General features: G+C 73.1%; 10 protein-coding genes. 7 read left to right on the forward strand and 3 right to left on the reverse strand.

What is annotated here, in order from left to right; all coding sequences use genetic code 11:
• Positions 1 to 36 precede the first annotated feature (36 nt).
• The 3 genes from FLW16_RS27495 to FLW16_RS27505 are packed head-to-tail and all read right to left on the reverse strand — an operon-like array spanning position 37 to position 3,365.
• Positions 37 to 1,497, reverse strand: coding sequence for a glutamate-cysteine ligase family protein (locus tag FLW16_RS27495; RefSeq protein WP_142563046.1), 1,461 nt, complete (start codon positions 1,495 to 1,497; stop codon positions 37 to 39).
• A 57-nt stretch (positions 1,498 to 1,554) separates the two neighbouring features.
• Entirely contained in the window at positions 1,555 to 2,193 is a 639-nt protein-coding gene (locus FLW16_RS27500; RefSeq protein WP_076432599.1) for a response regulator transcription factor, read from the reverse strand.
• Complete coding sequence (locus FLW16_RS27505) at positions 2,190 to 3,365, reverse strand: PspC domain-containing protein (RefSeq protein WP_396686811.1); 1,176 nt, start codon at positions 3,363 to 3,365, stop codon at positions 2,190 to 2,192. Before FLW16_RS27505 ends, FLW16_RS27500 begins: the two co-directional genes overlap by 4 nt.
• 142 nt (positions 3,366 to 3,507) lie before the next feature.
• On the opposite strand from FLW16_RS27505, the gene FLW16_RS27510 reads away from it, so the two are divergent.
• The 7 genes from FLW16_RS27510 (at position 3,508) to FLW16_RS27540 (ending at position 10,807) form a co-directional block, all read left to right on the forward strand.
• On the forward strand, positions 3,508 to 5,460 hold the full coding sequence (locus FLW16_RS27510; RefSeq protein WP_142563048.1) for a PspC domain-containing protein: 1,953 nt from the start codon (positions 3,508 to 3,510) through the stop codon (positions 5,458 to 5,460).
• Positions 5,450 to 5,656: a hypothetical protein gene (locus FLW16_RS27515; RefSeq protein WP_142563049.1), complete on the forward strand. Its 207-nt coding sequence runs from the start codon at positions 5,450 to 5,452 to the stop codon at positions 5,654 to 5,656. The genes FLW16_RS27510 and FLW16_RS27515 overlap by 11 nt, the downstream gene beginning before the upstream one ends.
• A gap of 60 nt (positions 5,657 to 5,716) precedes the next feature.
• Positions 5,717 to 6,304 carry an ABATE domain-containing protein gene (locus tag FLW16_RS27520; protein ID WP_142563050.1) on the forward strand — a complete coding sequence of 196 codons (588 nt, stop codon included), beginning with the start codon at positions 5,717 to 5,719 and terminating at the stop codon, positions 6,302 to 6,304.
• Positions 6,305 to 6,374: 70 nt separating this feature from the next.
• A complete protein-coding gene (locus FLW16_RS27525) occupies positions 6,375 to 6,911 on the forward strand; it encodes a PadR family transcriptional regulator (RefSeq protein WP_142563051.1) in 537 nt (178 codons plus the stop codon).
• A 56-nt stretch (positions 6,912 to 6,967) separates the two neighbouring features.
• Positions 6,968 to 7,651, forward strand: a complete 684-nt coding sequence (locus FLW16_RS27530; protein ID WP_142563136.1) for an ABC transporter ATP-binding protein — start codon at positions 6,968 to 6,970, stop codon at positions 7,649 to 7,651.
• Positions 7,648 to 10,272 carry an FtsX-like permease family protein gene (locus tag FLW16_RS27535; protein WP_142563052.1) on the forward strand — a complete coding sequence of 875 codons (2,625 nt, stop codon included), beginning with the start codon at positions 7,648 to 7,650 and terminating at the stop codon, positions 10,270 to 10,272. The genes FLW16_RS27530 and FLW16_RS27535 overlap by 4 nt, the downstream gene beginning before the upstream one ends.
• A gap of 91 nt (positions 10,273 to 10,363) precedes the next feature.
• Positions 10,364 to 10,807: a VOC family protein gene (locus FLW16_RS27540; RefSeq protein WP_142563053.1), complete on the forward strand. Its 444-nt coding sequence runs from the start codon at positions 10,364 to 10,366 to the stop codon at positions 10,805 to 10,807.

Below are 10,807 nucleotides of genomic sequence, written 5' to 3' on the forward strand. Positions count from 1 at the left end.
CGGCGAAGATTTGCGCCGCCGCCGAACGCGGGAGTTTTACATGCCCCAGGTGTGGACGGGCTCGTTGGTGTGCATGTGCTGCAGGTAGCGGAGCGTCATACGGCGCAGCGCCTCGTGGTCCCCGCCGAACGCGCGGGCCGTCCTGACCTGCCAGTCCGCCCCCGTACGGCCGGTCACGCAGCGCCGCTCGATGATGCCGAGCAGCCGGTCGCGCTGGACCGGGTCGACCTCCCACAGGTCGAGTCCGTGGTAGGCCATGGGCAGCAGCCTGCGCAGGATCAGCTCGGCGGCGGGCACCTCCCCCAGGCCCGGCCAGTAGAGGCGGGCGTCGAGGCCGTGCCGCGCGGCGTTGCGGAGGTTGTCCTCGGCGGCGGCGAAGGACATGCGCGTCCACACGGGCCGCTCGGCCGCCGGGAGCACGCCCATGAGCCCGTAGTAGAACGCGGCGTTGGCGGCGATGTCGGCCACCGTCGGCCCGGCGGGCAGCACGCGGTTCTCCACCCGCAGGTGGGGGACCCCGTCGGAGACGTCGTAGACGGGCCGGTTCCAGCGGTAGACGGTGCCGTTGTGCAGGCGCAGCTCGTGCAGCTCGGGCACCCCGCCCTCGTCGAGCACCCGCCTCGGGTCCTCCTCGTCGCACAGGGGCAGCAGCGAGGGGAAGTAGCGGACGTTCTCCTCGAACAGGTCGAAGACCGACGTGATCCACCGCTCCCCGAACCAGACGCGCGGCCGCACGCCCTGGGCCTTCAGCTCCTCGGGCCGGGTGTCGGTGGCCTGCTCGAACAGGCTGATCCTGGTCTCGCGCCACAGCTCCTTGCCGAACAGGAACGGCGAGTTGGCCGCGACCGCGACCTGCGGACCGGCGATGACCTGGGCCGCGTTCCAGTGGTCGGCGAACGTCTCGGGGCTGACCTGCAGGTGGAGCTGCACGCTCGTGCACGCCGCCTCAGGGGTGATGCTGTCGGCGTAGGTGTCGAGCCGCTCCACCCCCTCGATCATGAGGTGCAGATCCTCGCCGCGGGCGGCGAAGATCTGCTCGTTCAGCAGCTTGTAGCGGGGGTTGGCCGACAGCGTCCCCTCGCTGACGTCGCTCTCGCGCAGCGTCGGCAGGATGCCGACCAGCATGAGCTGTCCGCCGACGCGCGCCGCCCGCTCCTGCGCCCGGTTGAGGCGCAGCCGTACGGACTCCTCCAGCAGGCGGCTGCCCTCGCCGGACAGCACCTGCGGCGGAATGTTGATCTCGACGTTGAACTGGCCCAGCTCCGTCGCCCAGTCGGGCTCCGCGATGGCGGCCAGGACCTCGGCGTTCTTCATCGCCGGCTCGCCCCGGGAGTCGACCAGGTTCAGCTCGATCTCCAGGCCCATCTGGGGCCGGTCGAACCCGAACCGCGACTCCCGCAGCATCTCGGCCAGGACGTCCAGCGACAGCTTCACCTTGTCCCGGTAACGACGGCGGTCCTCCCGGCTGAAGGAGACGGAGGGTACGTCACGGCCCATTCACTGAGCGTCGCACGCCAAGGGGCGATCGCACCAGACGGGTCCGCACAGATGGGTTCAGACCAGACGTCTGGCGGTGGCCCAGCGCGACAGCTCGTGGCGGTTGGACAGCTGCAGTTTGCGCAGCACGCTCGACACGTGCGTCTCGACGGTCTTCACCGAGATGAACAGCTCCTTGGCGATCTCCTTGTAGGCGTAACCCCGGGCGATCAGCCGCAGCACCTCGCGCTCCCGCTGGGTGAGCGAGTCGAGCTCCGGGTCGATGGGCGGGGCCTCCGTCGAGGCGAACGCGTCGAGGACGAACCCGGCCAGCCGCGGTGAGAACACCGCGTCGCCCTCGGACACCCGGATGATCGCGTCGGTCAGCTCCGCGCCGCTGATCGTCTTGGTCACGTAGCCCCGGGCGCCGCCCCGGATGACCCCGATCACGTCCTCGGCCGCGTCCGACACCGACAGCGCGAGGAAGCGCACCTGGGAGCCGGAGCCGAGCACGCGCCGCAGCACCTCCTGGCCGCCGCCGCCCGGCATGTGCACGTCGAGCAGCACCACGTCGGGCTGCAGCTCGCCGATCGCCGTCACCGCCGACTCCACGTCCTCGGCCTCGCCGATCACCTGGATCGACGGTCCCAGCTCGGCCCGTACGCCGGACCGGAACAGCCGGTGGTCGTCGACGATCAGCACGCGTACGGTCTTCATTGCTCCCTCTTCATGGTCAGCATGACCTCGGTTCCGTCGCCCGGCTCGGTCCTGACCCGGGCGCTTCCCCCGTTGCGCTCCATCCTGCCGATGATCGACTGGCGGATGCCCATCCGGTCACCGGGGACGTCGTCGAGCACGAAGCCCTTGCCCCGGTCCCGGACGAACACCGTCACCTCGTCGGGCTCGACCTCGGCGTAGACGGAGACGACCGGAGCCCCACTGTATTTGCACGCGTTGACCATCGCCTGCCGGGCGGCGTGCAGCAGGGCCACCAGGCCCTCGTTCAGCTCGCAGTCGCCCACGCAGACCACCTCGATCTGCACGCCGTGGGCGTCCTCCTCCTCGGCCGCGACCCGCCGTACGGCGGCGGCGAGGCTGGCGTCGGCGTCCTGCTTGGGCTGGTAGAGCCAGTTGCGCAGCTCACGCTCCTGCGACCGGGCGAGCCGGGCGACCTCCCGCGCGTCGTGGGCGTTGCGCTGGATGAGGGTCAGCGTGTGCAGCACCGAGTCGTGGACGTGCGCGGCCACCTCGGCCCGCTCCTCCTGCCTGATGCGCTCGGTGCGCTCCCGCTGGAGCTCCTTCACGAGCGAGGCCAGCCAGGGCGCGGCGATCATCAGCATGCCGCCGACGACGACCGCGGTGAACACGAGCCCGGTCCCGGCCTTGGCCAGCTCGCCGCTGGCGGCCAGGAAGCCGATCGCGCCCACGACGACGAGCAGCGCCCCGATGCCGGTGCGCACCCAGGTCGTGCTGACCTGCTTGACCGCGCCCGACATCCACCGCTGCCGCCGTCCCGGGTCGGCCTGCTGCCACAGGATCAGCGCGCCGATACCGCCGACCGCGATCGGCCACGTGCCGAACCCGCCGCTGGAGGCGCCCGTCATCCAGGCGAAGCCCGCGAGCGCCAGCCACAGCACGCCGTACGCGGCGAGCTGGCCCCACTCGCGGGCCGGCTCGCGGCCCTTCACCTCCTCCTTGGGGGTGAACATCCACAGCGCGGCGTACGCCACGACGCCCAGCCCGTCGACGACGGTGAGCAGCACGAACGCGAGGCGCAGCACGACGGGGTCGAGCCGCAGCTGGGCGGCGGCACCCTGCGCGACGCCCGCGACCACCCGGCCCGAGACGGGCCGGACCATCCGGGGGTACGCCGCGGGGGCGTTAGTCATCTCAGACATCTCGGAAGCATCGTCACACGTCACCGAGCATGAGCGCATCAGGGCATGCCCTGACGCCGCCCCTGAGGGGTCGGGGACGAGTCAGGGGTTCCCCCGATGGCAGGGGTATGGCAGGCAAGGCCAGGATGGGACCATGACCGAGGCACCACCGACCCCTGCTCCCGACTCCGCCGGCACGCCCGAGCCCGAGAAGGTGCTGAGCCGCTCCAGGGACGGGCGCATGATCACGGGCGTCTGCGCGGGCCTCGGCAGGTTCACGGGCATGGACCCCGTGCTCTTCCGCGTCGGATTCGCCGTGCTTGTCCTCGCTTCCGGCATCGGCGTCATGCTGTACATCGCGGCGTTCCTGCTGATGCGCCAGCCGGACGGCGGCCCAGGCCACCTGGAGCAGTGGACCCGGCGGACGTTCGACGCCGAGACCGTGCTCGCGCTGCTGGCCGCGGTCTTCGCGTTCGGCCTGATCATCAACGTCGCCTCCGGAGGGATCAACCGCGGCACGATCGTGGTCGGCACGCTGCTGGCCATCGTGCTGATGGCCGCCCACGCGCGCGGCGTCGACCTGCTGACGATGGCCAAGTCGATGCCCGAGCGGGCGACCGGACGGCGCGGCATGACCCGGGCGACGCCGAACTTCGCGCCGTTCTCGCCCTTCACCCCGCCGCCCGCGGGGGAGCCGTACGGAGCGGCCGGCGCCCCCGGGGCGCAAGCGCCGATGACGGAGACTCCGCTGCGGGAGACCCCGGCGCCGCAGGCACAGACACCGCAGGGGGCCACACCGCAGGCGCCCGGGGCGGACACCGCGGCCCCCGGCCCGGCCGCGGACAGGGCCACGGACAGGGCCACGGACGACACCGCGATCCAGGACACGATGGTCCAGGCCGCGGCCGTGGACGACACCGCGATCCACGACACGATCACCCAGGACCCGGTGGCGGCACCCCCGAAGGCCGTGGACGACACGCTCGTCCAGGAGGCCGTCGCGGGGGACGCGGCCGCACCGGCGGGGCGGGCCGACGGCGACCCGCCGACCCGGCCCTTCGAATCCGTCGCCCGGCTGGCCGCGGAGCCCGCCCCCGGCACGTCGTACCCCCCGGACCCGAGCGCCGCAGGCCCGAGCGTCCCCGGCCCGAACAGCATGGGACCGGACGTCCACGGGGCGCCGGCCGGCTGGGCTCCCGGAGGGCCGGGGCCCTCCGTCCCCGCGCCTCCTGCCGGCGACGGCTACCGGCGGCTGTCCGACCTGGCCCGCGAGGCACGGGCGGGCGCGTACGGTGACACCGGCGCCCGGGACCACCGGCACGGCATGCGGGGACACGGAGCCGGAGGGCACGGCTACGGAGCCGGAGAGCCCTTCGCCCCCCACGGCCCCTTCACGCGGCGGGAGCCGTACCAGCCCTACGGGTCGCCCTACCCCCCGCCGAGCCCCTACGCCCCGCCCACGCCGCCGCCCCCGCGGCCGGCGAGGCCCAAGCGTCCCAGGTCGTTCGTCGGCGGCCTCACCATCTGCCTCGCCCTGATCGTTGGAGGGATCATGGTCACCATGCAGCGGACCGGCTCCGGCTCGGTCGGCCTGCCGGTCGTCGGCGGGGCGGTCCTCGTCACGATCGGGGCGGGCCTGCTGGTCGCGGCCTGGTTCGGCCGGGGCGCGGCGCTGATCGCCGCGGGGACGATCGTGGCCCTCGTGCTGGTGGGAAGCTCGACGGTGAACGGCATCCCCCGCAAGGTCGGCAGCTTCGTCTGGCACCCCGTCGGCTCCGTCCAGTCGCCCGGCGCCTACGAACTGGGCATCGGCGAGGGCAAGCTCGACCTGAGCGACGTGACGCTCACGCCGGGCGGCCGGGTCAGGTTCGACGCCTCGGTGTCGATGGGACAGCTCACGGTGATCGTCCCGACGACCGCCCGCGTGGAGGTGCACGGCTCCGTCAAGCTGGGCGAGGTGAAGATCGACCACAAGGTCGAGGACGGCAGCGACGTGCAGTTCGACCGCGTCCTCGAGCCGGAGACGCCGGTCGAGGGCGACGTGCCGACGATCGAGCTGCACGTCAAGGCCGGGCTCGGCGACGTGGAGGTGCGCCGTGCGGCCTGAGTCGCAGCCCGAGCGCCCGCGCCGGGTGCACCGTACGAACTGGATGTGCCTGCTGTGCGGCCTGCTGTTCATCGGTATGGGCATCCGCTACCTGACCGGGCCCGATCCCGACGCGGTCATCATGGCGCCCGTCCTCGTCGGGGGGCTGGGCTTCGCGGCCTTCGTCGCCATCCTCGCCAAGGCCATCCGCCGCTGAAGCCTCCAGGCGCCTTCGGGTCTCACGGGTACGCCGGGCCGGTCACGTTAGACTGAACCGATGTCCTCGTTGCTGGCCCTGGAATTCGTGAGCACCGTCCGCGCGGACCGGTCCGGCCCGGTGGATGCGCTGGAGGACGTCGGCGGCCTTACCGCCTGGGCCGGAAACCACGCGCCCGAGCTCGGCATCGACCCCGCCACGTTCGTCGCCACTCCCGAGATGCGCGACGAGGTCGTGGCGCTGCGACAGGCGATCCGCGCGCTGTTCGCCCGGGCCGTGTCCCCCGGGCCGGTGAGCGGCGCGGACGCGGCCCGGCTGCCGGCCTTCGAGCCCTCCCTCGATCTCGTGAACGCCACCGCGGCGGCGGTGCCCGTCGCCCCCCGGCTCGAATGGCCGCCGGACGAGGCGCCCCGCGCCCGGACCCTGCCCGCGCGGGCCGCCGACGACTCCGCCCGCCTGCGGGCGGCCCTCGCCGCCGCCGCCATCGACCTGCTGGCCGGACCGCGCCGTGAGCAACTCCGCGCCTGCCCGGCGCCCCGGTGTGTGCTGTATTTCGTCAGGGAGCACCCGCGCCAGGAGTGGTGCTCGGTGGCCTGCGGAAACCGCGCCCGCGCGGCCCGTCACTACCGCCAGCACAAGAACGCCTGAGCCCCTCCGCATCCACTCTTTCCGATCCGACCGCTGACAGAGGCATACTCAGTATGCATACTGAGTATTCATGTCGGTACGACACGGCCTGCTCGCCCTGCTGAGCCGGGGCCCGCGCTACGGCTATCAGCTCAGGGCCGAGTTCGAGGCGTCCACGGCGACGACCTGGCCACTGAACATCGGGCAGGTCTACACGACGCTGTCCCGCCTCGAACGCGACGGCCTGGTGTCCCGCGACGACCAGGGCGACCAGGACGAGCAGGGCCGGGTCCGCTACGCCATCACCCCAGAAGGCCGCGACGAGCTCGACCGGTGGTTCGCCAAACCCGTCTCCCGTGCCGACCGGCCCCGCGACGAGCTCGTCATCAAGCTCGCGATGGCCGTCACCACGCCCGGCGTGGACGTGGCCGCGGTCATCCGCGCCCAGCGGTCCGCGACGATGCGGGGCCTGCAGGAGCTCACCCGTGCCCTGCGGAGCCTCGACACGTCGGCCGAGGCCGCACAGCGCCTGGTCATCGACTCGATGATCTTCCATGCCGAGGCGGAGCAGCGCTGGCTCGACCACTGCGAGGCCGTCCTCGCCCGTCCCTCCGAGGAGAACCCGTGACCGAAACCCGATCTCCGGACCGGTTACCCGCGCCGGACGGCGAGCCGGTCGTCCGCATGACCGGCGTCGTACGCGTCCACGGCGAGGGGACGGGGGCCGTCCACGCACTGCGGGGCGTCAGCCTGGACGCCGCCGCCGGAGAGCTGGTCGCGGTCATGGGCCCGTCCGGGTCCGGCAAGTCCACCCTGCTCAACCTCGCAGGCGGGCTGGACCGCCCGACGGAGGGGTCGGTGACGCTCGAAGGCCGCGAGCTGCGTGATCTGTCACCGAAGCAACTGGCGGAGCTGCGCCGCAGGAGCGCCGGTTATGTCTTCCAGGACCTCAACCTCATCCCGTCGCTGACCGTCGCGGAGAACGTCGCGCTGCCGCGCGAGCTGGACGGGGTCCGTACGGCGAAGGCCAGGCGTGAGGCCATGGCGGCGCTGGAGGAGGTCGGGCTCGCCGACCTGGGCGACCGGTTCCCCGACGACCTGTCGGGCGGCCAGCGCCAGCGGGCCGCCATCGCCCGCGCGCTGGCCGGGGAGCGGCGGCTGCTCCTGGCGGACGAGCCCACCGGCGCTCTCGACACCCGGGCGGGCGACGAGATCATCCAGGTGCTCCGGCAGCGGGCCGACGCCGGTGCCGCCGTGCTGCTGGTCACGCACGAGCCGCGCTACGCCGCCTGGGCCGACCGCGTCGTCTTCCTCAAGGACGGGCAGATCGTCGACTCGGCGGCCGCCGGGATGGAGGCCGCCCGATGAGCGGGCTGAGCGCGGCATTACGGATCTCCCGCCGCAACGCCCGGCGGTCGAAGTGGCGCAGCGCGTTGATCCTCGCGATGATCGGGCTTCCTGTCGCCCTCGTCTCCTTCGTGCTGAGCGCCCTCTTCGGCCCGGGGCCGGTGCCCGACCGTCAGCACTACCCCCTCGGGCAGGCCGACGCGCTGGTGACCGGCGCCCGCGAGTGGACAGGTGTCACCCAGGACGCGTGGGGAAACCGGATCGCCGCGCAGCCCGGGAACGATCCGACGCCGTTCACCCCGGCCGAGATCGCAGCGGCCCTCGCCCCCGGCAGCCGGATCGTCCCCTTCGCCCAGGCGGATTTCCGCTACCTGACCCCGCAGGGGTACGACATCGGACAGATCCGTCAGGTCGACCTGAACGATCCGATGTCCCGGGGCACCTTCCGGCTGACCGAGGGCAGGCTTCCCACCGCTCCCGGCGAGGCCGTCGTGTCCGCCGACCGGCTGGCCCCGGACACGGCCCCCGGTGTGACACTCTTCGTCGGCGAGAAACGCCGGCCGCTCCGGGTCGTCGGCGTCGCCCTGTTCGACCTGACGGGTACCCCGCCCGGCCTCGTGGCCTTCCCCGGCAGCCTGCCCGACGCCGCCTTCGGGCCGGTCCATCCCGAGCTGATGTCGCGCGGCTGGCTGGTGGACTCTCCGCGCCCCGTGACGTGGGCGGACGTGCGACGGCTCAACGCACGCGGCCTCGTGGTCGTCAGCCGCACCGTCGTCGAGGCGGCGCCGCCGGACGAAGCGCCGTCGCGCGTGCGCGTGTCCTCCCTCACCCAGAGCGCGCCGTGGGTCGCGATCATGCTGCTGGAGGTCGTCCTCCTGGCCGGGCCGGCCTTCGCCATGGGACGGCTGCGAAGGTCACGCGAGTTCGCGCTCGTCGCCGTCCAGGGCGGCTCCCCCGCCCACCTGCGGACGATCGCGCTCGCCGACGGCCTGCTGTTCGGCGTCGCCGCCTCGCTGCCGGGCGCAGCCCTGGGCGTCGGCGCGGCCTGGCTCGCGAGACCGCTGCTGGAGCGGCGCGCCGGATACCTGCTCGGCCCGTTCGCCGCGCCCTGGGCGGCGGTCGCGACGGCCGCGGCGCTGGGCGTCCTCGCGGGGTTGCTGGCCGCGCTCGCCCCGGCCGTCGCGGCGAGCCGTACGGACCCCGTGGCCGTGCTGTCGGGCAGGCGCGAGCGCGGCCGTGAGCGCGCGGGCCGGCCGCTGCTCGGGATCGTGCTCGTCGTCGCGGGCACGGCGGCGACCGTCGCGAGTGCGGATCACGAGCTCGGCTGGATCGCGACCTCGGCCCTGGTCACCCAGCTCGCCCTGGTCGCGCTGACGCCGGCGCTCATCGCGGCCGTGGCCCGGCTCGCCGCCCGGCTCCCCCTGCCGCTCCGGTTCGCCGCCAGGGACGCCGTACGCAACAGGGGCCGTACGGCGCCCGCCGTCGCCGCGGTGATGACCGCGGTCGTGGCGCTCACGGCGGTGGGCGTGACCTGGCAGAGCCGGCTCGCGCGGAACCCGGCGTACGCGCAGAGCCACCCGCAAGCGCCGGCCGGGGCACTGTGGATCGCCGGGACGAACCTCACTCCCGGCCTCTGGGATCGCGTCCGCTCCGCCGTGCGCGAGGAAGTGCCCGCCGGCGTGCCGCTGGTGGAGGCGCGGACGCTCACGTCGAGGTCCGGCGTCCCGGTGTACGCCTCGGTGCCGGACAGCGCCTCCGACGTCAGCAGGGTGGAATGGTCGGACGCGACGGAATCCGGAGGCCTTCTGGTCGGAAACGACGACCTGCTCCGCTACGTGCTGCGGCGTGACGACCCGCAGGCGGTGGCGGCTTTCCACGAGGGGAAGGCCATCGTGCTCAACCCCGTCGTCGTCCGGCAGGGGCAGGTGAGGATCGATGTCTCGCCCGCCGTCGCGCGGGGCGACTCGGCGCCGCTCACGCTGCCCGCCGTCGGCATACGGGCCACCGGGGAGGGCTGGGCCCGCGCGGTCGTCGCGCCCGAGGTGGCCGCGAAGAACGGGTACGGCACCGCGACCGCCATGCTCATGGTGGATCCCGCGGACTTCCGCGTCCCGAGGGCGACGGCGGAGCGGATCACCGCGAAGGTGGAGCGGATCAGCGGCAAGGCGATCGTGCGGCTCGAGGCTCCGGAGGCTCCCGACGACACGTTCCTCCTGGTCGTGCTGGGCATCGCCGCGGCCGTGCTCGTGCTGGGGATGACGTTCGTCGCCACCATGCTGGCCACCGCCGAGGCGCGTCCTGACCTGGAGACCATGTCGGCCGTGGGGGCGGCCCCACGGGTGAAGCGCGCGGTCGTCGCCGGGCAGGCCCTGGTGATCGCGTTGCTGGGCTCGGCCACTGGCGTGCTCGCCGGCTTCGCTCCGGGCATCGCCGCGGCCCGGCAGGCCGTGCCCCACCACGCGGAGGTGTTTCTGCGTCCCGACGGAGTGCAGGTGACCGCGCCGGCGGACGACACGTCGACGATCGCGATTCCCTGGCTGCTCGTCGGCCTGCTCGTCGTGGCACTTCCCCTACTGGCCGCGCTCGGCGGTGCGGTGTTCACGCGGTCGCGCCTGCCACTCCCCCGGCGAAGGATCACCTGATCTTCTAATGGACTTTTCCGCAGAGCCCCGTTAGCCTGCTCTCATGTTCTAACGTAACCATCCGTTAGACACCGGCACGGAGGGAGAGGCCATGAGCTTCACCACGGGGCACGTCGGGCTGAACGTCTCCGACCTCGACAGGTCGGTCGGCTTCTACCGGAAGGTCTTCGGCTTCGACGTGGCCGGCGAGTCGGCTGACGAGACGCGCCGGTACGCGTTCCTCGCCCAGGACGGCACGCTGGTGCTGACGCTGTGGCAGCAGAGCGAGGGCAGGTTCGCCGCCGGCCTGCCGGGGCTGCACCACCTGTCCTTCCAGGTGCCGGACATCGACTCCGTACGCAGGGCGGAGGCCGTCGTCCGGGAGACCGGGGCGACGATCCACCACGGCGGCATCGTGCCGCACGGCGAGGGCGCCTCCTCGGGCGGCCTGTTCTTCGAGGACCCCGACGGGATCCGGCTGGAGATCTACGCGCCGAGCGGCGCCGAGGAGCGCCCGGCTCCCCGGCCCGACGCCCCGACCTGCGGGTTCTTCTAA

Source organism: Microbispora sp. KK1-11, from assembly GCF_006874435.1.
GTDB lineage: Bacteria > Actinomycetota > Actinomycetes > Streptosporangiales > Streptosporangiaceae > Microbispora > Microbispora catharanthi.

Bases quoted from the DNA above. Each gene is read 5' to 3' on its own strand.
- FLW16_RS27540 (WP_142563053.1), top strand. From the start codon at position 10,364: ATGAGCTTCACCACGGGGCACGTCGGGCTGAACGTCTCCGACCTCGAC.
- FLW16_RS27505 (WP_396686811.1), bottom strand. From the start codon at position 3,365: ATGACTAACGCCCCCGCGGCGTACCCCCGGATGGTCCGGCCCGTCTCG.
- FLW16_RS27510 (WP_142563048.1), top strand. From the start codon at position 3,508: ATGACCGAGGCACCACCGACCCCTGCTCCCGACTCCGCCGGCACGCCC.
- FLW16_RS27525 (WP_142563051.1), top strand. From the start codon at position 6,375: ATGTCGGTACGACACGGCCTGCTCGCCCTGCTGAGCCGGGGCCCGCGC.
- FLW16_RS27530 (WP_142563136.1), top strand. From the start codon at position 6,968: ATGACCGGCGTCGTACGCGTCCACGGCGAGGGGACGGGGGCCGTCCAC.
- FLW16_RS27500 (WP_076432599.1), bottom strand. From the start codon at position 2,193: ATGAAGACCGTACGCGTGCTGATCGTCGACGACCACCGGCTGTTCCGG.
- FLW16_RS27520 (WP_142563050.1), top strand. From the start codon at position 5,717: ATGTCCTCGTTGCTGGCCCTGGAATTCGTGAGCACCGTCCGCGCGGAC.
- FLW16_RS27495 (WP_142563046.1), bottom strand. From the start codon at position 1,497: ATGGGCCGTGACGTACCCTCCGTCTCCTTCAGCCGGGAGGACCGCCGT.
- FLW16_RS27535 (WP_142563052.1), top strand. From the start codon at position 7,648: ATGAGCGGGCTGAGCGCGGCATTACGGATCTCCCGCCGCAACGCCCGG.